This window comes from Chitinophaga sp. 9-1-y (assembly GCF_059511905.2).
On record NZ_CM197955.1, the window covers coordinates 7,507,261 to 7,530,036 of the forward strand.

19 protein-coding genes and 1 tRNA gene are annotated in these 22,776 nt (G+C 44.8%); 9 read left to right on the plus strand and 11 right to left on the minus strand.

Annotated features, from left to right (window positions below):
* Positions 1–149: 149 nt before the first annotated feature.
* Both dusB and AC5ZC7_RS29945 read left to right on the plus strand, forming a co-directional pair.
* A complete protein-coding gene (gene dusB, locus AC5ZC7_RS29940) occupies positions 150–1,217 on the plus strand; it encodes a tRNA dihydrouridine synthase DusB (RefSeq protein WP_496161080.1) in 1,068 nt (355 codons plus the stop codon).
* 43 nt (positions 1,218–1,260) lie between these two features.
* The gene (locus tag AC5ZC7_RS29945; protein WP_079471790.1) at positions 1,261–1,830 is read left to right on the plus strand and encodes an NUMOD4 domain-containing protein; all 570 of its coding nucleotides are present in this window, start codon (positions 1,261–1,263) and stop codon (positions 1,828–1,830) included.
* Positions 1,831–1,905: 75 nt separating this feature from the next.
* On the opposite strand, the gene AC5ZC7_RS29950 is transcribed toward AC5ZC7_RS29945, so the two are convergent.
* On the minus strand, positions 1,906–5,196 hold the full coding sequence (locus AC5ZC7_RS29950) for an AAA domain-containing protein (RefSeq protein ID WP_496161081.1): 3,291 nt from the start codon (positions 5,194–5,196) through the stop codon (positions 1,906–1,908).
* 92 nt (positions 5,197–5,288) lie between these two features.
* On the opposite strand from AC5ZC7_RS29950, the gene proC reads away from it, so the two are divergent.
* Positions 5,289–6,086, plus strand: coding sequence for a pyrroline-5-carboxylate reductase (proC, locus tag AC5ZC7_RS29955; protein WP_496161082.1), 798 nt, complete (start codon positions 5,289–5,291; stop codon positions 6,084–6,086).
* Here the strand turns inward: proC and AC5ZC7_RS29960 are convergent.
* From AC5ZC7_RS29960 to rimP, 6 genes are all read right to left on the minus strand, one after another.
* Positions 6,083–6,577, minus strand: coding sequence for a SixA phosphatase family protein (locus AC5ZC7_RS29960; RefSeq protein ID WP_291919614.1), 495 nt, complete (start codon positions 6,575–6,577; stop codon positions 6,083–6,085). The genes proC and AC5ZC7_RS29960 overlap by 4 nt on opposite strands.
* Positions 6,578–6,831: 254 nt before the next feature.
* Positions 6,832–8,559, minus strand: a complete 1,728-nt coding sequence (locus tag AC5ZC7_RS29965; protein WP_496161083.1) for an amidophosphoribosyltransferase — start codon at positions 8,557–8,559, stop codon at positions 6,832–6,834.
* Between the two features lie 336 nt (positions 8,560–8,895).
* The gene (locus AC5ZC7_RS29970) at positions 8,896–10,278 is read right to left on the minus strand and encodes a peptidylprolyl isomerase (protein WP_496161084.1); all 1,383 of its coding nucleotides are present in this window, start codon (positions 10,276–10,278) and stop codon (positions 8,896–8,898) included.
* Positions 10,279–10,507: 229 nt separating this feature from the next.
* Positions 10,508–14,317 (minus strand): translation initiation factor IF-2, encoded by a 3,810-nt coding sequence (gene infB, locus AC5ZC7_RS29975; protein ID WP_496161085.1) that lies wholly within the window; start codon positions 14,315–14,317, stop codon positions 10,508–10,510.
* Positions 14,304–15,551, minus strand: a complete 1,248-nt coding sequence (gene nusA, locus AC5ZC7_RS29980) for a transcription termination factor NusA (protein WP_079471571.1) — start codon at positions 15,549–15,551, stop codon at positions 14,304–14,306. The genes infB and nusA overlap by 14 nt, the downstream gene beginning before the upstream one ends.
* A 16-nt stretch (positions 15,552–15,567) precedes the next feature.
* On the minus strand, positions 15,568–16,032 hold the full coding sequence (gene rimP / locus AC5ZC7_RS29985; RefSeq protein WP_496161086.1) for a ribosome maturation factor RimP: 465 nt from the start codon (positions 16,030–16,032) through the stop codon (positions 15,568–15,570).
* A 166-nt stretch (positions 16,033–16,198) separates the two neighbouring features.
* Here rimP and AC5ZC7_RS29990 point away from each other — a divergent pair, with 166 nt between their 5' ends.
* From AC5ZC7_RS29990 to AC5ZC7_RS30000, 3 genes are all read left to right on the plus strand, one after another.
* Positions 16,199–16,495, plus strand: coding sequence for a DUF2752 domain-containing protein (locus tag AC5ZC7_RS29990; protein ID WP_496161087.1), 297 nt, complete (start codon positions 16,199–16,201; stop codon positions 16,493–16,495).
* A 10-nt stretch (positions 16,496–16,505) separates the two neighbouring features.
* Positions 16,506–16,856, plus strand: a complete 351-nt coding sequence (locus AC5ZC7_RS29995) for an NINE protein (protein ID WP_496161088.1) — start codon at positions 16,506–16,508, stop codon at positions 16,854–16,856.
* 83 nt (positions 16,857–16,939) lie between these two features.
* A complete protein-coding gene (locus AC5ZC7_RS30000; protein WP_496161089.1) occupies positions 16,940–17,191 on the plus strand; it encodes a hypothetical protein in 252 nt (83 codons plus the stop codon).
* 45 nt (positions 17,192–17,236) lie between these two features.
* Here the strand turns inward: AC5ZC7_RS30000 and AC5ZC7_RS30005 are convergent, their stop codons facing one another.
* The gene (locus AC5ZC7_RS30005; protein ID WP_496161090.1) at positions 17,237–17,866 is read right to left on the minus strand and encodes an HAD-IA family hydrolase; all 630 of its coding nucleotides are present in this window, start codon (positions 17,864–17,866) and stop codon (positions 17,237–17,239) included.
* Positions 17,867–17,986: 120 nt separating this feature from the next.
* On the opposite strand from AC5ZC7_RS30005, the gene AC5ZC7_RS30010 reads away from it, so the two are divergent.
* A tRNA-Ile gene (locus AC5ZC7_RS30010) sits at positions 17,987–18,060 on the plus strand.
* Between the two features lie 190 nt (positions 18,061–18,250).
* On the opposite strand, the gene AC5ZC7_RS30015 is transcribed toward AC5ZC7_RS30010, so the two are convergent.
* Positions 18,251–18,565, minus strand: coding sequence for a hypothetical protein (locus tag AC5ZC7_RS30015; RefSeq protein WP_496161091.1), 315 nt, complete (start codon positions 18,563–18,565; stop codon positions 18,251–18,253).
* Positions 18,566–19,085: 520 nt separating this feature from the next.
* Here AC5ZC7_RS30015 and AC5ZC7_RS30020 point away from each other — a divergent pair.
* Complete coding sequence (locus AC5ZC7_RS30020) at positions 19,086–19,604, plus strand: hypothetical protein (RefSeq protein ID WP_511911293.1); 519 nt, start codon at positions 19,086–19,088, stop codon at positions 19,602–19,604.
* Here AC5ZC7_RS30020 and AC5ZC7_RS30025 read toward each other — a convergent pair.
* The gene (locus AC5ZC7_RS30025) at positions 19,569–20,780 is read right to left on the minus strand and encodes an acyltransferase family protein (RefSeq protein ID WP_496161093.1); all 1,212 of its coding nucleotides are present in this window, start codon (positions 20,778–20,780) and stop codon (positions 19,569–19,571) included. The genes AC5ZC7_RS30020 and AC5ZC7_RS30025 overlap by 36 nt on opposite strands.
* Positions 20,781–21,033: 253 nt before the next feature.
* On the opposite strand from AC5ZC7_RS30025, the gene AC5ZC7_RS30030 reads away from it, so the two are divergent.
* Positions 21,034–21,939, plus strand: a complete 906-nt coding sequence (locus AC5ZC7_RS30030; RefSeq protein ID WP_496161094.1) for a hypothetical protein — start codon at positions 21,034–21,036, stop codon at positions 21,937–21,939.
* 163 nt (positions 21,940–22,102) lie between these two features.
* On the opposite strand, the gene AC5ZC7_RS30035 is transcribed toward AC5ZC7_RS30030, so the two are convergent.
* On the minus strand, positions 22,103–22,771 hold the full coding sequence (locus tag AC5ZC7_RS30035) for a hypothetical protein (protein WP_496161095.1): 669 nt from the start codon (positions 22,769–22,771) through the stop codon (positions 22,103–22,105).
* Between the last annotated feature and the right edge of the window lie 5 nt (positions 22,772–22,776).

The following is a 22,776-nucleotide window of genomic DNA, read 5'->3' on the forward strand; positions in this document are numbered from 1 at the left end:
CGCGAAATTCAGTTTTTGCAGTTACTTATTGATGAATACAGCTCCCTGGTATATAGCTGTCACTGCAAAGAAATCCTGCTTGTAAAAGAAATAGTATATAAAATATTAAAATAATAACTACGGCAAAACCTGCGGTGGTTATATAAATTATGGTGAAGATAGGAAATATTGAATTGGGAGAATTCCCTTTATTACTGGCGCCCATGGAAGATGTGAGCGATCCGCCTTTTCGTGCGGTGTGCAAGGATAATGGGGCCGATCTCATGTATACAGAGTTTATATCTTCGGAAGGACTGATACGCGATGCCATCAAAAGCCGTAAAAAGCTGGATATTTTCGACTACGAAAGGCCGGTAGGGATACAGATCTTCGGAGGTGATGAGGAATCCTTGTCACTGGCAGCACAGATTGTGGAAGCCACCAACCCGGATTTGCTGGATATTAACTTCGGTTGCCCGGTAAAGAAAGTAGCCTGTAAAGGCGCTGGCGCCGGTATCCTGAAAGATATCCCTAAAATGGTGAAACTGACCGCCGCCGTGGTGAAAGCCACCAAATTACCGGTAACCATCAAAACCCGCCTCGGCTGGGATGATGAGACCAAGAATATTGAAGATGTAGCAGAAAGGCTACAGGATGTAGGTATCAAAGCCCTCACTATTCATGGCCGTACCCGCACCCAGATGTATAAAGGTAGTGCAGACTGGACACTGATCGGAAAAGTAAAAAACAATCCACGCATACAAATTCCTATCTTTGGTAACGGTGACATATGTACGCCGGAGCAGGCAATTGCTGCCAGGCAGAAGTATGGCGTAGATGGGGTGATGATTGGCCGGGCTGCCATAGGATATCCCTGGATTTTTAGGGAGATCAAGCATTTTATGAAGACTGGCGAACATTTGCCTTTACCAACTGTTTTAGAAAGAGTGGAAGTTTGTAAAAAGCACCTCCACCAATCAGTATCCTGGAAAGGTGAAGTAGTAGGTATCCTGGAAATGCGCCGTCACTACACAAATTACCTCAAAGGATTGCCGCATATCAAAGAATTCAGACAACAATTAGTAACTTACAATACATTAGCTGAGATTGAGGAAGTACTAGACGCGGTAGTGTTACAATACAAAGACCATATATTCGAAAGGGCTGCTCCCCAATTAGCTGCACACGATTTTCTGCCAGCTGATACCGAAATGGCTGGTTGTAACGTTTACGGATAAACGGATAAACCCCAGCGTATAAAAAAACAAAAATTACTTTCACATGACCACAATTAAAAATCTGAAAAATGAAGTCTGGAAAGACTTACAGATTAAAAACAAATCTGCCCTGCGTAAAAAATACGCCGTTTCAAACATGGGGAGAGTGATCAGTTATCATGAAAGTACCGAAGATGGTAAGCTGCTCACGGGGTCTACCGTGGAAGGCTATACGGTATTAAACGTAAAGCCTGCCGATAGCTACCAGTCGCTCTACCTGCACCGTGAGGTGGCCAAACTTTTCAGCAAAAAAGGCGGCCGGGCGCATAAATATGTGATTCACCTGGACTACGATAAGAAAAATAATAAAGCTTCTAACCTCCAATGGGCAACCAAAGAGGAAATGGAAGAACATCAGCAAAAAAGCCCTGCAAAGCTGGCCTATAAAGAAAAACAACGCAATCGCGTGAAAGGCCTGAAGCTGAATGTAACCAAAGTAAAGAGCATCAAACGCCTGCTCAACAAACCCGGTAAAAAAACTATGAAGCAAATCGCTGAACAATTCGATATCAGCGAAATGCAACTGTACCGCATAAAAAGCGGTGAAAACTGGGGACACGTAACACTGGATTAAAGCCTGGTTTACCAGGAGTGATCATATATGATGTTGTCTAAACTGTGGCCATACTAACTGTGTGGCCATAGTTATTTATAATATCCCCCTCTCCATCTCTCCCAACATCTTACGGTAATGGGCACTATCCTGTAATACAGGCTCATGGCCCAGGATTACTACCTGTTTTCGTGCGCGCGATAATGTTACCAACAGTTTGCGGTCTACTTCTATTTCTTCTTCGTCCCAGTTAAACTGCCCCAGGCATTGCAGTGTTTGCACCTGGGCGGCATGATATACCGCCAGGGAAACAATAATAATATCGTTTTCTGATCCCTGAAAACGCTCTACGGTATCAATATTAATGTCCTGTAAAGCAGCATCTTCTGCGATCAACTCCCGGATGAGGCTGATTTGCGTACGCCAGGGCGTTACCACGCCTACCGTATCTTTACTGAATTGCGTGCCATAGCGACTTTTCAGGTGTTGTAACAAGGATACCACCCACTGCGCCTCCGTTTTATTCATTTTAGACGTAGCCTCATAGGGGCTGGAAACAAAAACCTTTCTTCCTAAAGACAAAATCCGCTCCCATCCTATGTTTTCGTGACCTTTACTAAGATCGAAGCCTGCTTTTTGTTCCGGCCTTCCGGAAGATAGCTGTCCTGCGTAATAGTGATTCACCAGTGCAGCAATGCTGTCGTGCATCCGGAAATGTGTATTCAGCATGCCCCAGGCATGACGCCAGTGGCTGGTTTTACAGCGGGATATCAGTCGTTCGAAAATGGAAGTTCGCAGATCCCGGATGCCTACCTCCAGCAAACAAGGCGCTTTAGCCTGGCAGAAATATTCTTCCTGCGCTACCACCGGCGGCAGCTGATTCTGATCTCCAATAAGAATAAATTTGCGGAAAGGCATTAACAGACCCAGCAACTGGGGCTCTGTTAACTGAGAGGCTTCGTCCACAATTAACGTATCGGTAGGAATCCCCATCATTATTAATTGCTCCAGGCGGGTGGCCATGGTAGCTACGGTGGCTACAAATACCCGGTGACTGGTAATATAGGTGCGAGCCTCATCCAGCGAGCCTTCCAGGCAGTATTGTTTCAATGTTAGGGATGCTTCCGAACTGCGGCCGCCCATACGCAGGTGCGTAATATTTTTAGCCGTCAGCTTATGGCAAATTTCCTCTACGGCTTTATTGGTAAAGGCCACAATGATCACGTAGTTGTCTTGTTTTACCATTTCCTCCACGATGGTGGTTAGGAGGGAAGATGTTTTACCCGTGCCGGGAGGGCCCTGCAACAAGTAGTAATCCTGTGCTTCCAGTGCCTGCTTTACAATTTGCTCCTGGTTAGGATTAAACATAGCAGGTGTTGGATGCTGCAATGGGTACCAACGCGGAGCCGTAAGCCCCAACAGTATATTGGTGCGCTCCCGGTACCGGGGCGATATCACATGAAACAGGGAGGAAGTGGCTATCCAGTAGTTCGATTCATAAATGTCATGTTCAATGATCCATTCATCAAACTGCCGGAAAAAGTCCAGGGTCATTTGCCGGTTGTTCAGGGAAAAACTCAGCAGGTCCTTCCCCACTTCTTCTATCCTTCCCTTCAGTAGCTGTTGCTGCATGGGCTGCAGTTCCGTACTGGTACGGGGATAAATAATAGCCGTATCTCCCTTGCGGAAATTATGACTAACGGGTACGACTATATCAAATAACACGGAGCTGTTTACTGTATCAAATTCCCGGAAACGGAGTCCCGGTATGATATTGAAACGGGAAAGTTTGTCTTTTTCCTGTTGCTGCCACAGGGCCGCAAAGCCATCGGCATCATCTTCTCGGTTAATTTCGGAGAACATCCCGCATTTTGCCTGCAGGTATTCCCGCAGCATAAATGCCAGGAACTCGTGGTAATAAGCTTTTGCTACCGGCGGTGCGGTTTGCCAGGCTTGTTCAAAGGCGGTGAAATGTGCTGCGCTGAAAGAAGGCAAACCAATGGCGGCGGCGGTAGTGATAGTAGACAATATTTCAAACTCACCACCCGCCAGCCGGAGCAGCATGCCTACCACTTCATTACGGAGCATGAGCAGGTCATTTTCTGTGAGATGGGTACTGCTTACATTCCTCAATGGATTGGTTGTGGCGGCGGAGTACAAAATCGCAGAGCTGCCTTTGCGGTGTCGTCCAAAGGCAGAACGTAGCAACAGGTTGTACCCTACCACCTGCATCTCGTGGTTCTTCCAGGTATTGTAGTCGGGGCACTTGCCGCTTTTTAACTCGAATATTTCTTTACGGTATTCATCGGTATCATCTTCTGCCATCAGGTCCAAACGCCCTTGCAGGCCGTATTGGGCCGAGAAGAAGGTAGGCTCAATACGTACCGGCTTATCCTGTAATTCCTTTACCGTATTATAAAGATTTCCCCAATGGTGTTGCCGGATATCCCGGAACATCTCATTAATTTTTTCACGTCCGTAGGCCGCCGCCTGCAGTACGTTTTCAGCTACTGCCTCAACAAAAGAACTTTTAAAGTCAATTTCTCTGTTACGCAACATCTCGTCCAGCAGGGCATTGACCAGGTTTCCTTTAAAAGCGGCGGGGCTGGATTGTTGAGGGGTCAGTTTTTTAACAAGATATAACAGGCGGTTAGGCCCCTTATGGGTAAAGCATTCCGCGAGGTCACTGATATCAATAAGCAGGTCTGGCTCCAGTACCACCTGGCTTTCGCTGGTGGTGGCGTATTCGTGTCCGGCGGCACCCTGGCGGCAGTGGAGCACGTGAATGGTATCGTATGGCCGCAGCAAACCGTGTAACGACATAACAGTCACCGGATCCATGTGCTCCAGTTGTAGCTGGAAGTCGCCCTGTTCATCGTTTTTCACATTGAGCAACAGGGTATATTTTCCCAGGGTATCAGTATGGAGTGGGCCTACGGCGGTTACCATACACTTGAGGAGCGTCATGCTGTCCGGGCGGTGCTGATAGGCCAGTGATAACTTATGCACACCAACCGGTGCATATATTTCTGTTAATGCAGCCGGTGGCTCTACCTGGTAGCACCAGGCTACAGATTCCGTGAGGGCTTTGATACAAAGCAGGTGTTCTGTATCGTGCAGGGGGAACATACCACGTGTAGCCTTGTTCGTTAGTATCCGGAGTGCTGTCAGTTGTTGGAGAATATCCGGCGGAAGGGACTGCCGGTCGAAGAAGAATTGCATGCGTGCAAACAGGTTCCCGAAAGAGCGGGTCTCTTTCCTGGTTAACTCTCTGAAAAGGATTTCCAGTATTTGTTTATAGTGTCGTGTTTTTTCTTCTGTATTCTCAACACCGTGTGCTTCTCTTATCCTGGCGTAAAACGCAGTAGCTGTGTGTAATGCCTGCATTTATGCAAGATAAGCAAAAGCTACCTGCTCCTTGCACGGATGCGTCTTTTGTTATACCTTCCGTAGGATTTATAATGTAAACATAAATTTTTATGTCAGCCAAAAAGATAGCCATTATAGGTGGAGGAAATCTGGGCTCGGCCATTGCCCAGGGATTGCTGAAGAGCGGTTTTTCAAAGGCCGGTGATATTACGGTAACCAAACGTAATACGGGTACACTTTCAGGTTTGCGTGATGCGGGCGTGCGGATAGAAACGGATAATGCGGTTGCTATCCGGGAATCAGAAGTCATTGTGGTAGCATTAAAGCCCTACAATGTGCGGGAAGTATTGCAGGAATTCAAATCTTCCTTTGATCCCGGTCGTCATATATTGATCAGCGTAGTAACCGGGGTCAGTATCGATGACCTGGAATATGTGCTCCCCGGAATGCCGGTAGTACGTGCTATGCCCAATACGGCTATTGCGATCCAGGAATCCATCACCTGTATTGCGCACAAGCATGCAACAGAAGAGCAGATCCGCTATATAAAAACGATGTTTGACCAGTTAGGCGCTACCGTTACCATCGATGAAAAGCTGATGGATGCAGCTACGGTGCTGGGTGCTTGCGGTATTGCCTTTGCCCTGCGTTATATCCGGGCCAATATCCAGGGTGGTATTGAAATCGGTTTTGATGCGCGCACGGCCAGTCTTATTGCGGCGCAAACAGTGAAAGGCGCTGCGGAGCTGTTGATCCGGGAGAACCGTCATCCGGAGGAAGAAATTGATAAGGTAACTACGCCGAAAGGCTGCACTATTGCGGGCTTAAATGAAATGGAGCACCAGGGTTTCAGCTCTTCGCTGATAAAGGGGATTACTGCTTCTTATAATAAAATAGTGAAGGACTAATCTTTCCGGGGATATTCAAAGAAGAGGAATTTTTTCTTTGCCAGGTCGAAGTCTTTCCAGTTGTCGGTATCAGCTTGTATGCCAAATACGCCGGCAGTGGGAACATTATCTATCCTGATTTCTTCCGTCAGGTAGTTGGCGAAATCGGTAATGCCGGGATTGTGTGCAAATATGGCAACGGCGCCGAAATCGTCATCTATTTTGGTAATTACTTTCAGGAAGGTGGCTGCATAGCAGAGATAAAGTTCTTCTTCCAGCAGGATAGCCTGTTTGGGGTATTTCCATTCGCCTGCCATTATTTTGGCGGTAGATCTGGCTCTTTTGGCTGGACTCGAAATAATCAATTCCGGTACCATACCCCGTGAAATAAGGTATTGCGCCATTTCGGGCGCATTTTGTTTGCCCCTTTTATTGAGTGGCCGGTCAAAATCATCCATGTCCGGATCGGTCCAGCTGGATTTAGCATGACGTATAAGTAGTAACGTTTTCATGGGCTGAAAACCAATAGTTAACTAAAACGAAAATACAGATTTTACAGGAAGTTAACTTGTTAGACTTATACTGTTTGCCGGGACGCGGTTATTTAAGATAAAATTAACATGCGTTTTGAGAGAGCGCAAAGCATAAAGCTGAAAGCACAAAGCTATTAGAGTGAATGATTTGGGCGAATAAGTAATATAATTACTCGCTTTGATCATTCACTCTAATAGCTTTGTGCTTTCAGCTTTATGCTTTACGCTCTTTATTAGTATCCTCTTTCGTTTTTGCCTTCCATGTAGTTCATAAATGCTTTATTCACTACGCGGTTACCACCCGGAGTTGGATAATCACCGGTGAAGTACCAGTCGCCCAGGTTGTTAGGACAAGCCTGGTGCAGGCTTTCGATAGATTGATAAATTACTTCTATTTCTGCCTGGATACCGCCTGGGTTCAGGATTTCCGCGATTTTTGCAGAGATCTGTTCAGGTGTAAACGGTTTGTAGATGTTCTTCACTACGTTTTGTGCGTGAAGTGTGTTGGTGCGTTGCAGCTCCTTGCAGAGGCCATAGGCTTCGTGCAGGATGTGTTCCTTGCCATGGTCTTTCAGGAGTGCAATAGCTGCCTGGAAGGCTACGAAATCACCCATTTTGCTCATATCAATGCCGTAGCAGTCCGGGTAGCGGATTTGCGGTGCAGAGGATACGATGATGATTTTTTTAGGTCCTAAACGATCCAGCATTTTCACGATACTTTCTTTGAGAGTGGTACCGCGCACAATGGAATCATCTATTACTACCAGGGAGTCAATACCGGGTCTTACTTTACCGTAGGTGATATCGTACACGTGTTGTACCATTTCATTACGGCTGGAGTCTTCGGTAATGAACGTGCGCATTTTCACGTCTTTGGTGGCTATTTTATCGATGCGGATGCGGCGGTTCACCATTTCAGTGAGCTTTTCCTCATCGAAGTCTTTACCCCAGGAAAGGATACGTTCTACCTTTATTTTGTTGAGATAGTCTTCCAGTCCTTTTAAAAGGCCATAGAAGGCTACTTCAGCGGTATTAGGAATAAAGGAGAAGATGGTATTGCGCAGGTCATTGTCGATGGCCTTCAGTACGGTACCAGAGAGTAAGCGACCGAGGTCGGTTCTTTCTTTATATATTTTTTCATCGTTACCGCGGGAGAAGTAAATCCTTTCAAAGCTGCAGGCTTTACGCTCTTTAGGTTCGAGAATTTGTTCGATGCTGTAGTCGCCGTTATTTTTAACGATCAGCGCGTTGCCAGGCATGAGTTCCAGCACTTCATTTTCGCCTACGTTGAAGGTGGTGCGGATAGCGGCTCTTTCAGAGGCAGCTACAATCACATCTTCATTGATGTAGTAGTAAGAAGGGCGGATACCGTGTGCATCGCGGATAACGAAGGCATCTCCCGAGCCAATCAGGCCGCAGGTATGATAACCTCCATCAAACATAGAGAATGCCTGCTGCAGGATTTTTTTGATATCGAGTTCATTACTGCCTTCGTTATCTTCCTTGGCGAGGAAATGGTGTACCACTTCCAGCATGGCGGCAAGATCACTGTTTTTGTGTACGTCACCTGGTTGTGCTTTGGAGAATTCAAACAATTCTTCCGTGTTGATCAGGTTAAAGTTACCAGCCATAGCGAGGTTGCGGGCAGGAATCGTATTGTAACGAACGAAGGGATGGCAGAGTTCCACATTGTTTTTACCCTGGGTGGCGTAACGGATATGTCCCATCATCAGCTCACCGAGGAAACGCACGTGACCCTTCATGAGGCCGGGGTATTTGGTAATTTCCGGCTGATATTTTTCTATCTCCTGTATTTCATCACGGACTTTTGCGAAAATATCACCGATTGCCTGGGGAGCAGCGCTCCGGATACGGTGCATAAAGGGAACGCCGGGTTCGGTGTTCAGTTTTACGGCAGCCAAACCAGCGCCATCCTGGCCTCTGTTATGTTGTTTTTCCATGAGCAGGTATAGTTTGTTTAGCCCATAGAAAACACTCCCATATTTTTGTTGGTAGTAGGAAAACGGTTTTCTTAATCTTATAAATGCCAGACCGCATTCATGTTTGATCGCATCACTCATGGCAGAAAATTGAAGTCGCAAAGGTACGGCAAAAAAGGGGAAAACCAGAAAGGTGGTGGGAAAGCTATCAGGAATAGCGGGGAAGATATTATAAATAGCCTTTAGCTTTTAGCTGTTGGCTTTTAGAGGGCGGATAAAAAAAAGCGGAGATAAAAGCTTATCGCTCCTATCTCCGCTTTGCTAAAGGCTAATAGCTAACTGCTAAAAGCTACTTTATTATTGTTTCGCCAGGGATGCCATCCATTGGCTAATACGGTTACAGTTTTTGTATTCGTCATCCACATGTACATAGAAAGTCGGGATTTTGTCGATGAGCCATTTGTTGATTGCTTCGGCCCGTTTGATATCCAGGGTACGTTGCTGTACACGGGAGTAGTCATCCGTCAGGTTTTCTCTATGTGGTTGTGATTTAGTTTTCAGGTAAACGATGCGTACTGCCTGGCGGCCGCTTTCGTCTGTGAATTGCACAGGAGCAGAAATCTGGCCTGGTTTCAGGGTATCGAGCATCATGACGATTTCTCTTTCTCCCGGATCGTCCAGTTGGTCAATAGTGATCAGGGTGCTACCATCGCCTGTTTTGGACTGGAGCATACCACCATCAAATTTAGCGCTGGGGGCATCACTGTATTTGGCAACGGCTTCAGAGAAGTTGATTTTGCCTGCCAGGATGCTGGAGCGGATAGAATCCAGTTTGGCGATATTGGCTGCCAGATCAGATTTGGTAACTGCTGCTCTCAGCAGGATATGTTGTACGGTGATGTTATCGCCGGAACGTTTCACCATTTGGATCAGGTGATATCCGAACTGTGATTTAACAGGGGAAGACAATTCGCCTTCTTTCAAGCGGAAGGAGGCGGCCATGAATTCCGGATCCCATATTTTATCCCCGCGGTTCATCTGCATGATACCCTTGTTGTCTTTTACGCTAGGGTCTTCAGAGTATAAAATTGCCAGGGAGGAGAAGTCGGATTCCTTGTTGAGTACACGTTTTTTGAAATCCAGGAGGCGTTCAATGGCATATTGGTCCATTTCGCGGGTCGCCTTCGGTGTTAATACGATGGTACCTATTTCCAGTTCAGATTCGTAAAACTTGAGACTATCTTTTGGAATGGCGTCGTAGAAGCGTTTTACTTCAGACGGCGTTACTTTTACCGGTTCAATGATTTTGTTACGCATAGCCTGTGCCAGCAAGTTTTCTTTGATGGGTTGGCGGAAGCGTTCGCGGAGCTGATAGATGGAGTAGCCGGTAATTTCTTTCATTTTCTCTTTGCTACCATACATCTGTTCGAAGTAACGGATACGATTCTCCATTTGGGCTTCTACATCACCATCGCTTACGGGTAAGCTATCTCTTTCCGCTTGCAGCACCATGACCTTCTGGGAAATCAGCATTTCCAGTGTTCTGCAGGCAGCATCGGGCATCAGACTTCCATCTGCTGAGTTGTGCATCTGATCTGAGAGCGCTCCATCCATATCGGATTTGAGGATAATCTTATCTCCTACAACGCCGATAATCTTGTCTGCAATCAGTTTCTGCTGGGCCGAAGCGGCTTGCCAAGTGAGCAAAACGCCTGCGGATAATGCTAAAAGTTTCTTCATACAAAAGCGGTAAAAATCAAAAATAACCATTTAAAGGTCAGTAGCGTAGGGAAAGTCGACGGATTTAACAAAAGTTTAGATGAAAGCGGCTGGCAGCTTTTTTATCGTAAATAGCTGGCTGCTGGTGAGTGGAGTTAAAAACAATTAAAGCGAATAATACCAACGAGGTTATCGCCAATATTATCCGCTTTAATTGCTTCTTGCCGGTAGCTTTACGCTTTAGGCATTATTATAATGTTCTTTTTACTTCTACTTCTTCAAAACCTTCGATGTTATCGTTAGGTCTGAGATCACTGTATCCACGAACACTTAATCCACACTCCATGTTGGCGGCTACTTCTTTCACGTCATCTTTATAACGTTTCAGGGAGCCGAGTTCGCCGGTGAATACCACGATACCATCGCGTACTACGTTGATACGGGTGTTTCTGGTCAGCTTGCCATCTGTAACGAAGCAACCTGCCACGGTAACTTTCTCGAATTTGTAAGTTTCGCGCACCTGAACGTTGCACACCACTTTCTTTTCGATTTTTGGTTCCAACATACCTTCCATGGCGCTCTTGATTTCGTCGATAGCGTCGTAGATGATGGAGTAGTTACGGATTTCGATATTTTCTTTTTCCGCCAGCTTAGCAGCCTGGGAAGAAGGACGTACCTGGAATCCGAGGATGATGGCGTCAGAAGCGGTAGCCAGCAATACGTCGGATTCGGTGATCTGACCTACTGCTTTGTGTACGATGCTGATAACGATTTCTTCGGTAGACAGTTTCTGCAGGGAGTCGCTCAATGCTTCTACGGAACCATCAAAGTCGGCTTTGATGATCAGGTTCAGCTGTTTGAAGTTACCCAGTGCCAGACGGCGACCGATTTCATCCAGTGTAATGTGTTTCTTGGTACGGATACCTTGTTCACGAACGATCTGTGCTCTGCGGTTAGCCACTTCTTTAGCTTCAGATTCGTCAGCGAACATTTTGAATTTCTCACCGGCCTGTGGTGCACCGTTTAAGCCGAGCACCTGTACTGGCATAGAAGGACCTGCTTCATCCATTTTCTGACCACGTTCGTTGAACATGGCTTTGATTTTACCGAAGAAGGAGCCGGATACGATGGTATCGCCCTGACGGAGAGTACCATTTTGTACCAGCAGGGAGGCAACGTAACCGCGGCCTTTGTCCAGTGTAGCTTCCACGATACTACCAGATGCTTCGCGGTCCGGATTGGCTTTCAATTCCAGGAGTTCCGCTTCCAGTAATATTTTTTCGAGGAGCAGGTCTATATTTAATCCGTTTTTGGCAGATATTTCCTGGCTTTGGTATTTACCGCCCCAGTCTTCTACCAGGAGGTTCATGCCGGCCAGTTGTTCTTTAATTTTTTCAGGGTTGGAGCCTTCTTTATCCACTTTGTTGATAGCGAATACCATTGGCAGGCCAGCCGCCTGAGAGTGGGATATTGCTTCCCTTGTTTGTGGCATGATGGCATCATCAGCAGCTACCACGATAACAGCGATATCTGCTGCTTTGGCACCACGGGCACGCATCGCGGTAAACGCTTCGTGACCAGGTGTATCGAGGAAGGTGATTTTCTTGCCACTAGCGGTAGTTACCTGGTAAGCACCGATATGTTGGGTGATACCACCGGCTTCACCGGCTACCACGTTAGCGCTGCGGATATAATCGAGCAGGGAGGTTTTACCGTGATCCACGTGACCCATGATGGTAACGATTGGAGCGCGGGGCACCAGGTCTGCAGGATCATCTACTTCGTCTTCATCATCGGTTTCTTCTGCATCTTCCAGACCAATGAATTCAACTTCGTAACCAAATTCGCCGGCCACCAGTTCTATTACTTCCGCATCGAGGCGTTGGTTGATAGATACCATGATACCGAGGCCCATACATTTAGAGATTACTTCGGCGAAGCTTACGTCCATCAGGTTGGCCAGTTCGGATACAGAAACGAATTCTGTTACCTGGAGTTTGTTGTCTCCATCTCCTTCTTTAGCTTTCTGTTGGGCTCTTTCTTCACGTTTATCTCTACGGTGTTTAGCTTTCACGTTTTTACCGCGACCGCCACCGAGTTTGGCCATTGTTTCCTTGATCTTATTCTGGATCTCGTTCTTATCGATTTCTTTTTCTTCAGTAGTGCGTTTGTCTTCACCACGGTGTTGACCTGGTCTGTTATAACCGCCGCCCTGGCCTGGCCTGTTATAGCCGCCGCCCTGACCGCCTGGTCTGTTACCACCACCCTGGCCCTGACCGCCCGGACGGTTGTAGCCGCCACCTTGTCCTGCTGGTCTGTTGTTACCACCCTGACCTTGACCGCCTTGACCGGCTGGCCTGTTATAGCCGCCGCCCTGGCCTTGACCGGCAGGTCTGTTGTAACCACCACCACCGGTTCCGGTGTTAGTGCCACCTGGACGGTGATTGCGGTTATCGCCCTGAGGACGGTTTCCGCCTTGTCCCTGATGGCCGCCGCCACGGTTATCGTGGTGAGGGCGATTACCGCCACCTTGTCCGCCGTGTTGATGCGGGCGATGTTCGCCCGGAGCGCCGCCTTCTTTGCGATCGCCTTCTTTGAAATCTTTCGGCTGAACAGGTTCAGGTTTCTTTTCTACGATGATACGCTTGCGTTTGCGTTTCTCGTCCCTGCTGAAGTTGTTTTTGTTGTTATCGCGTCTGTCAGATTGAACTGGCAGCTCAATTTTGCCGATTACTTTAGGGCCGGTTAATTTTTCGGCCTGAATATTTTCGATAACAGCGGGCGCACCGGGTTGCTCATCCTGTGCCTGAGGGGCAGCTGGAGGAGGCGTTGGTGGTGTGTTATCGACAGCAGTGGGTTTGCGATTTTCCGTTTTCACGACTTGTTTAACAGGAATATGCGCCGGTTCTTTGGCTGCAGCCGGTTTTGCCTCTTGTAATACTTCTTCCACTTTTTTAACTACAGGTTTATCTTCAACCGGTGCGGCTTTTTCCGTTTTTTCTGTCGTATCGGTCTGATCTGTTTTCGCTACTTTCTCTGCCGGTGGGGTAGTTTCGGCTTTAGGGGCCTGTTCTACTTTTTCGGCTTTATCAGCTGGTTTTTCAGCAGCTGGCGCTGTAGTTGCTTCCTTCACAGGAGGGGCAGGAACTGGTTTAGGTTCTGGCTGTTTTTCAGCAACCGGGGCAGTAGTAACCGGGGTAGGTTTTTCTTCCTTTACCGGAGGTTTTACTGCTTCTGGTTGTGGTGCCGGAGCTTCGTCCTCTGCTTTTTTAGCAACTGGTTTTTTGCGGTTTAATGCGTCCAGATCTATAGTAGTAATGACTTTAGGGCCGTTAATTTTCGGTGCTTCTGTTTTTACTACTTCTGGTTCTGCCGGAGGAGGCGTTGCCGGTGCTTTCGGAACTTCCGCAACAGGGGGAGCTGTAACAACGGTTGGTTCAGGCTTCGGTTCAGCTTTTTCCTTTGCGGGAGGTGGAGTTGCCTGGGCAACGGGCACCTGCGGTTGTGGTTCCGGTTTAGGGGTTTCCTTAACTGGTTCCGGTTTAGGTTGTTCCCGTTTTTCTTCGGGTTTTGGTACTTCTGCTACCGGAGCAGTGGGGGTTGCCTCTTCTTTTTCTTTATTGGTATTCTTTTTAGCCGCCGCTTCCGCTTCCTCTTTCTCTTTCTTCTTCATCGTTTCTAACACGCTTCCTTTGGGCAGGGCTATCTGATCGCTTTTGCGTTTATTAGCCTTGTCCTGCTGGAATTCCGCCTGCAGTGCTGTATACATAACAGCCGTAAGGCGGGCATTGGGAGAACCAAAGCCACCCATGTCAAAGCCTTTATTGCCAAGGAAATCGATGAGGGTTTCCTTACCAATATTAAACTCTTTGGCTGCAGCCAGCAAGCGTGGTGTGTTGTTTGTTGTTTCAGGCATATCGTATTTCGGGCCTCCCCTGTTTCCCGTTTCTTCAAAACGGGATGTTTTTTTACGTTTAAACAATAACTCGAAAAAATCAATTCCCTTTCTAATAAGGCCTTTACCTGGGAAGGGTTGTGGCTCGGCTTTATTCTTTGTCAAACTCTTCCTGTAATATTCTTCTTACATCCTGCACTGTCTCTTCTTCCAGATCAGAACGGCGAACCAGTTCTTCAACAGTCAGCTCTAATACGCTGCGGGCAGTGTCACAACCTATTCGCTTCAGTTCATCTATTATCCATTCTTCGATTTCATCCGAGAATTCTTCCAGATCGATATCAAATTCAGACTGTTCCTGTGCTTCATCACGGAATACATCAATCTCAAAACCAGTCAGTTCGCAAGCCAGCTTGATGTTTACGCCTTTTTTACCGATGGCCAGTGATACCTGGTCAGGGTTAAGGTAAACAGAAGCGTATTTGTTTTCGTTATCCACTTCCATGCGGCTGATTCTGGCGGGTGTTAAGGAACGCTGAATCAACAGTTGAATGTTGGTGGTAAAGTTAATGATATCTATATTTTCATTTCTCAGTTCGCGTACGATACCATGTATACGGCTACCTTTCATACCCACACAGGCGCCAACCGGGTCGATACGGTCGTCGTAGGATTCAACAGCCACTTTGGCTCTTTCTCCTGGTTCGCGAACTATTTTCTTGATGACAATAAGCCCGTCAAAGATCTCAGGCACCTCAATTTCCAGCAATTTAGCAAGGAAGGATGGATGTGTGCGGGAGAGAATGATGAGTGGTGCGTTGTTTTTCATTTCCACCTTCTTCACCACCGCTCTTACGTTCTCCCCTTTTTTGAAATAATCAGTGGGGATCTGTTCAGATTTAGGCAAAATTAACTCATTCCCCTCATCATCAAGCAATAAAACTTCTTTTTTCCAAACCTGGTATACTTCGCCATTTACAATTTCACCTGCTTTATCAGCATATTTCTTAACCAGGATGTTCTTTTTCAGGTCACCAATACGGGCAGATAACGTTTGTTTAGCCGCCAGGATAGCCCTGCGACCAAAATCCATAATTTCTACCTCTTCATATAAATCTTCACCTACCTGGTAATCTGGTTCTACCTTGATAGCTTCGGAATAGGCGATTTGTGCATTGTCATCTTCTACTTCTCCATCAGTAACGATGGTGCGACGGCGTAATATTTCAAGGTCACCTTTTTCGGTATTTACAATCACGTCAAAATTCTCATCTGAGCCATATTTTTTCCGCAGCAGTGTTTTGAACACATCCTCCAAGACCTTCATCAATGTAGGACGGTCAATATTTTCCGCCTCCTTGAACTCGGTAAATGACTCAATCAAGTTAATACTAGCCATGTTTAGTTGTTATATTTTAAAACACGATGCACACCTTTGTGTGCTTTATTTCATTAAGTTTTAAATCGGTCGATTTTTTTTCTTTCTTCTTGCCAATCAGCTCTTCAATGTTAATCATCTCTTCCGTAGCTGATTGCAGGGTACCCTCTTTCACAGAGCCGTCCAGCAAGGTCACTTCCACTTTACGTCCAATATTTTTAAGGTATTGTCTGTGCAATTTGAGCGGTTCATCCAGTCCGGGAGACGAAACTTCAAGGGAGAAATCATTGTTAGGGAACAGTTCCGCCGTTTCCAGCAAAGGATATAACTGACGGTTGAATGACACCAATGTAGCCACCGGTACCCCTTTATCTCCGTCCAGAAAGAGCTTGATATTGTTAGTGGGCTTAATTCTGATGTCTACCAAAAAATTGTCGGGATCGTTAGCCAGCAGTCCTTCTGCCATTTCCCGGATAGTTTTTATCACGTGTTCGTTTGCCATACAAAAAGCGCGAAGGGGACAATATCTCGTCCCCTTCGTTTGAATCATTTTTCCTTCTACAAAATTAGGATTTTATTTTGATTGAAAAACTATTTCTTTAACTTGTATGTAAATATTTGTGAAAGAGGCGCTGCCATCAATCATATATGTTTTTAAAATATCTGACGTGGGTACTGCTTTCTGGCGAAAAATAAATATTGAACTCATCGCATGGCCCATGGGGCTTCTCCTCCTTTATTTGATGAAGCCCGAAGAAAATGCCGCCAGTTTATGCTTGCTCAAAAATATCGGTATCCCTTTTTGTCCCGGTTGCGGTTTAGGCCATGGTATCCATTATTTTTTACATGGACAATGGACGGCTGCTATCCACCATCACTGGTTATCGCCTGTAGTGGTAGTAGTGCTGCTTTACCGCACCGCCCAACTGGCACGCCTTCAATATGCAGACTTTAAACAACAATAAACCCAATACTATGAGCGACTTTTCATTTGCCATGCTCCCCGGAATAGAAACGGAGGAAATGGTGTGGCTACAAGAACTGACGAAAAGCTATTCTGCCGAAAATAAGCAGCGCTTCCTCTCTGTATACCAGAGCCGGCGCAAAGATCCTCAAACCATTCTTATCTGTAGCCTCATCGGCTTCGTTGCCGTAGCAGGCGTGCAACGTTTCCTGCTGAACCAGATCGCCATGGGCATCATCTATGTGGTGACCCTCGGCTTTTGCTTTGTTGGAACCATCATTGATGCGGTTAACTATCGCAAACTGACCTGGGCATTCAATAAAAAAGAAGCACTGGCTTCTGCTGCATTACTGGGTCTGTAATCGCTCCCGGAAAGTTAAAAAAAACTTAAAATGAGATGATTTTCAAGGAGCCGGATGCTATATTCCGCTAACTTCGCACCATTATGTTGAAACTACTCTTTTCCATATTTATTGCCTGGCTGTTGTATAAACTGGTGTTTGATCTGCTTATACCAGGCTATAAAGTGACCAAGCAGGTACGCCGGCAGATGAGCGATATGCAGGAGCATATGCGGCAGCAATATGAAAATCAGACAGGTGCGCGGCCTGGCAACAACCAGGAACCCTCCACCCCTCCTCCGGGACCCAAAAAGGTCGACAAAGGAGATTACCTCGATTTTGAAGAAATTAAATAAAGAAAAAGGCCTCTGCACTAGCGGGGGCCTTTTCTTTTATACTGTTTATACCTCACTGGCAGGGCGGAAAATATCGAGGATCGTTTTAGGAGGCGCCAGGTGAATGGTTTGTAAGCCCACTGCCTTTGCCCCTTCAATATTCTGTAGCAAATCGTCTATAAACAAAGTTTCACCTGCCACCAGCCCATTCTCTTCCAATACCATCTGGTAAGCCCCCTTGTCAGGCTTGCGATGCCCCATCTCATGGGAGTAATAAGCCCGGTCAAAGAAAGTGCTCAACGAAGGAATACCGCGGCTCTCCTGCAACAACCTGTTGAACTCCTCCAGGTGAATAGCATTGGTATTACTAAGTAAATAAAGTCCATAGTGCTGGCGCAACTGCTGCAACAACTGCAGGCGCTGTACCGGAAAATCCAGTAACATCGCATTCCAGGCCGTTTTCAGCTGCTCGTCTGTTACCGTTTCCGGAACATGTTTATGCATAGCTTCCAGGAACTCTTCTGTTGACACATGCCCGGTTTCCAACCCATTAAATAAGCTGGAACCATGAAACTGTGAATACAGCTCCTTAAAATTCTTCACCCCTAACTGGGTGAAAGCCTTGTCGGTAAGCTGGTAGTCGATATTGAGAATGACGCCACCCAGGTCGAAAATAATATTCTTAATGCCTTGCATTGGGCAAAGTTATTAAAGTATAGGCGTACGCGTTGGGAATAAAAAAATATTTTAGGTTAATTCAATAAAATAATTAATTTTGCCGTCCCTTGAAAAGGGGAATTTTTGTTCTTCGGAACGGGTCCTATAGCTCAGTTGGTTAGAGCACCTGACTCATAATCAGGGGGTCCCTGGATCATGCCCAGGTGGGACCACACGATAGAAAAGGCTTTCAGCGGATTGACGCGGGAAGCCTTTTTTCATTTGATACATGTTTTGATGCCTTTTTTTGGAAGTTTGATGTTGGTTGGTTTACGGGAGTTTGACAACTTGTCCCAAAAAAACTTTAAGATTGCGAATCTGCTTAATTGTAAGCCCAACCAAATTGGAAGGTAAAATCATTTACTAAGTCACAGGCTCAATAGGTTTTTTATTTCCACAAGCGGCACAAAATGAAGCCAGCGGAGTTCTATATGGTTTACCGCATTTTTCACAAGGTTCTCCATATTGAGCGATGCGATGGTGCATGATGGCATTAGGTATTGTTTCCGAGAATCCAGTAACCTCCTCATAGTAATCCATTAGTTCTTTAAAGCGTTCTTCATAGGTTCCCTCTTTTGACTTGATACCTTTACCATAAAGTTCATAAGCCTTTTTATACTCAACCTCATCAAGCATGGGCAATTCCATTCTGCAACGCCAACACCAGAGAATTTTCATAGTCTTTATATTAAGCTAACAAGATTTGAATATATATTTCGTAAAACGAAATGTCCCAAAAAAATAATGTGAGAATACCCTGTATCCATTTACTGCATTGAGATACATCTGTTTTTATATTTTCCATCGGGGAAAACGAAATGTCCAATTTTATGACATGTGCAATATAAATGGATATATAATATTTTATGATCAAGGAGGTAAAAAATATGCTATACATATATATTAGAGTTTGGGGTGACAGTTGGATCTTCAATTGGGTACTCACTTCTTGATTTATATTAGACGTTAAACCCCTATCTGTACATAGAATGACACAATTGTATCATGTGAAAAATTGGACAATTCGTTTTAAGAAACCGGACAATTCGTTTTCCGGTTTATAGGGAAACATAGGTATAGTTTGTAAATTAGAGAAAGTACGCGCTTACATGGCTTATTAATGAACGCATAAACTGAAGTACTATTAGGAGCTGGGCCTAAGGTTGGTACTTTTAATTAATTAATATGGCTATCATTTTTGAGGGGTTCAGTCAATGTCCTATTTGTAGGAATAGTATTAGATAAAGACAAAGAATTTACATCGTTTCCACCGCTTATCAGCAACACAAAAGATAAAGTGTATTTGTTTAGTGATGCAGGTGTACATATCGATTGCCTGAGTGAACATCCATGGGGAGAACTTGCTCTTTTCTACAGGAATGAGTACGACAGAAGTTTTGAGTCTAACAGATGTGCGATAGATAGCTTAATAATCGAAGATCCCAGGAACAATCTGAATTTTGGTCTTCTATCTTCTGACGCTGCAGAAGAATTATCTACATTTAATTTCTTAAAATTAAATACCCTGAATATTGCCAAATGGCGCCAGCGGGAGGCTTTTCTGCGTGTAGCCGATAAGTTTATGAAAGAGGGTAAATGGGATGGATTTATGGGCTTTAACTCGTTAGAAAGACTAATAGGGGTACAAGCCAGGCTTATATCGCCTTTATCCTTCTTCCCTTCACATCACCGTAACAGCCGCCGCCTTCTTCACTAGCCGCTTCCTGAATACCCGCTGTACCGGTAGTTCAAAATAATAATGCGCACCAATACTTACGGGTAACAGAACCGCATAAAAGCCCAGCAACACAAAAGGCGACTGATAGATCTGCTTATCGATACCAAAGATGGTTACTATCAATGCAAAAAATACCAATAGCGGAAAATGGATCAGGTATATAGCATAACTGGCATTCGCCAATACTTGCAACCATTTAATTTTTAAGCTTCCGAACGCGGTTTCCAGCATAGCCAGGGAAAGCACCGTAGCAGGAGAAATGATGGTGCGGAAAAAAGTATTTCTAATAACATCAAAAAGTGCATTATAAGAAGCAATACTTTTCCCCGGTAATAGGTGTTGCATTAAAAAGATAGTGGTGTGACGGATATATGAGAAAGCATACTCTGTTAAAGCAATCACCCAGATTAATACGGTAATAACTGTAATGATAAGTGCCAATCTTTTAATATGGTTGCTGGTGACCAGCCATCTATATAAATGAAAGACCAGTCCACCAATAAAAAATGAATAGACGCCCTGGCCAATCATAGAATAAAAGTGCTGTAATACTGCTCCTACTACTATAATACCGATCAACACGCCCTTTTTATGCTGCAATCGTTTATAGCTAAGCAGGAAAAACAGCAGGTAAAGTAGAAATTCTACCGAAACGGACCAGGAAGGACCATTGAACCCGTTGTAGATGGGGTGGGGTTCAAATCCCCAGCTATGGATCATAAGCAGGTTCAGTATAAAGTGATAAGTGTCGTTGTTTTGTATAACAAATGGGCGACCAGTCACTTTTATCATCATCGTTTGTAGAAAGACGAGGATCACCAAAGTGGCAAAATGAATAGGATAGAGACGTGTAACGCGATAAGAAATAAAATTATTGAATGATGTTTCACGCGAACTTATCCTATCTGCATAGAACCAAAAGAAGATGAACCCGGAAAGAAGAAAGAACAGATCTACTGCGTAGTAAGCAAGATTGTAAAAAGCGGATAGCCAGGAGTAAAGTGGTAAATGCATCTCTGATACGGGAGATGACATTACGGTATAGTCCGTATAAAAAAAGAACTGCCAGTGGCACAAGACTACAATAAGCGCGGCAAAACCTCTGATTGCATCCAGACTGAAAAAATACTTAGGGGCCGATGTATGGAGGGACATGAGATAATATTCAAATGAAGGGAAAAGTTAAAAAAACAATATGCAATAGCGCGTAGCAATAGTAAAACTCATGACAACCTCGTCTTGGTAGCTTTTCACCACGCAGTAGAGAACATAACAATCAAAGCCACATTTTGTTGTATATGCATAATATTCCATAAGTTCTGGGAAAATGAACAATGTAGGCGTAATTATGTTTAGAGTGAGGGCCATTATCTTTAAAACAACTATCTATTAAATTCATACTGTCCTGATGAAACGAATAAGAAAGCTGTTGAGCATTTTGTACCAATCCCTATATACCACGAGGAAAACGCAGCAAACGGACATATTGCTTCTTGGAAAGCTGCTGGCGCGACAGAACGAGCAGCTACCCATACTAAATAATCTTGCAGCAGCCGAGTTTAAGGTGTTTTCCCAAATCGGAGATGATGGCATTATTCAATATCTTATTCACAAAGTGGGCATTTCCAACAAAACATTTATAGAATTTGGGGTAGAGAATTATGTTGAATCCAACACCCGGTTCTTACTTAAGAACGACAATTGGTCCGGCTTAATAATTGACGGTAGCCAGAAAAGCATCAACTACATAAAATCAGATGAGATCTATTATCAGCATAACCTGGAAGTGGTACAGGCGTTTATTACTGCAGAAAATATTAACGAGCTGATCATGTCTGGTGGGCTGTCTGGCGAAATAGGATTGTTGTCTATTGATATTGATGGAAATGATTATTGGATCTGGAAGGCTATCCAGGCTGTACGGCCCGCTATTGTGATTGTTGAATATAATAGCGTTATGGGAAAAGACAGGGCATTGACAGTACCCTATAAAGCAGATTTTATAAGAGAAAAAGAGCATTACAGCCACCTCTATTTTGGCGCTTCCCTGAAAGCCTTATGTTTGCTGGCGGAAGAAAAAGGATATGCTTTTGTAGGTTCCAATTCATACGGTAACAATGCTTACTTCGTTCAAAAAGAAAAGCTGGGAGGCCTGAAGGTATTTACTGCTGAGGAAGGATACGTATTGTCTCATTTCAGAGAAAGCAGGGATAAACAGGGGAATTTGAATTACTTGTCTGGAGCAGACAGGTACTTGTGTATAAAAGGACTACCCGTGTATAATGTTGAGCATCATACAATGGAGATATTATGAGTTAGCTATGTAAATAATACTGATGAAATAGGTGCTACTATTCACTTGTTCAGATAAATACTGCTTTGAATTTCCGGGTTTCTGATCTATTTTTCTCTAGTCTGTAAAGTAAGAAAGGCTTTCTGCGATTATGCGGAGAGCCTTTTTCATGTATGTTGTTATTTTATTTTACTTTTTTGGGAGAAATATGGTTATAAATGGCCACCAGTGCTGAGCTGTCCCGGCTAATGGTATCAATGCGGTTGTTGGCCCATTTAAAATGGTAGTAGTCGTACGTTTCTGAAATGGGAGCAGTGGTATCGTTCAGATCTTCAGTATAGTTGAATTGCTCTAAAATGCCCATCCAGCCAGTTTGTTGGTTGTGGTATAGCCAGGAGGTTTTACTCATGGCATCTCCGGCATCGCCCCATGATTCAGCCAGTTCAGTTTCAAAAGTGATAGTATTGTTTTTTTTATGCCAGGCAAATAGTTTGATGGAGGAAGATTCATAATCAGAAGGTGTTCTGGTAATCAATCCAACGGTATTGGCATCCAAATCAAATTTGTAGCAGGCATAATAGAGAGGCTCTTGTCCCTCATAATAAGTAGGAAGTAAATTCAGCAACAGACTATTTATCAACGTGCCCTGGTATCTCCATTTAGTAATGTCTTCTCCTGGTTGATGATCTATTTCTACGGTATCGCCCTGAAGGGGTTGATATAGTTTCAGTAATTGATGGATACCTGGTGTTGCTGCTGTCTCCGTAGAAAGGTGGGTATTGGGATCTTGTTTGTTAGAAGAATAATGACAGGCTGTGATACCAATAAATAAGAGAAGCAGGTAATATTTCATTATTC

Bases quoted from the DNA above. Each gene is read 5' to 3' on its own strand.
- dusB (WP_496161080.1), top strand. From the start codon at position 150: ATGGTGAAGATAGGAAATATTGAATTGGGAGAATTCCCTTTATTACTG.
- AC5ZC7_RS29945 (WP_079471790.1), top strand. From the start codon at position 1,261: ATGACCACAATTAAAAATCTGAAAAATGAAGTCTGGAAAGACTTACAG.
- AC5ZC7_RS29950 (WP_496161081.1), bottom strand. From the start codon at position 5,196: ATGCAGGCATTACACACAGCTACTGCGTTTTACGCCAGGATAAGAGAA.
- proC (WP_496161082.1), top strand. From the start codon at position 5,289: ATGTCAGCCAAAAAGATAGCCATTATAGGTGGAGGAAATCTGGGCTCG.
- AC5ZC7_RS29960 (WP_291919614.1), bottom strand. From the start codon at position 6,577: ATGAAAACGTTACTACTTATACGTCATGCTAAATCCAGCTGGACCGAT.
- AC5ZC7_RS29965 (WP_496161083.1), bottom strand. From the start codon at position 8,559: ATGGAAAAACAACATAACAGAGGCCAGGATGGCGCTGGTTTGGCTGCC.
- AC5ZC7_RS29970 (WP_496161084.1), bottom strand. From the start codon at position 10,278: ATGAAGAAACTTTTAGCATTATCCGCAGGCGTTTTGCTCACTTGGCAA.
- nusA (WP_079471571.1), bottom strand. From the start codon at position 15,551: ATGGCTAGTATTAACTTGATTGAGTCATTTACCGAGTTCAAGGAGGCG.
- rimP (WP_496161086.1), bottom strand. From the start codon at position 16,032: ATGGCAAACGAACACGTGATAAAAACTATCCGGGAAATGGCAGAAGGA.
- AC5ZC7_RS29995 (WP_496161088.1), top strand. From the start codon at position 16,506: ATGAGCGACTTTTCATTTGCCATGCTCCCCGGAATAGAAACGGAGGAA.
- AC5ZC7_RS30000 (WP_496161089.1), top strand. From the start codon at position 16,940: ATGTTGAAACTACTCTTTTCCATATTTATTGCCTGGCTGTTGTATAAA.
- AC5ZC7_RS30005 (WP_496161090.1), bottom strand. From the start codon at position 17,866: ATGCAAGGCATTAAGAATATTATTTTCGACCTGGGTGGCGTCATTCTC.
- AC5ZC7_RS30015 (WP_496161091.1), bottom strand. From the start codon at position 18,565: ATGAAAATTCTCTGGTGTTGGCGTTGCAGAATGGAATTGCCCATGCTT.
- AC5ZC7_RS30025 (WP_496161093.1), bottom strand. From the start codon at position 20,780: ATGTCCCTCCATACATCGGCCCCTAAGTATTTTTTCAGTCTGGATGCA.
- AC5ZC7_RS30030 (WP_496161094.1), top strand. From the start codon at position 21,034: ATGAAACGAATAAGAAAGCTGTTGAGCATTTTGTACCAATCCCTATAT.
- AC5ZC7_RS30035 (WP_496161095.1), bottom strand. From the start codon at position 22,771: ATGAAATATTACCTGCTTCTCTTATTTATTGGTATCACAGCCTGTCAT.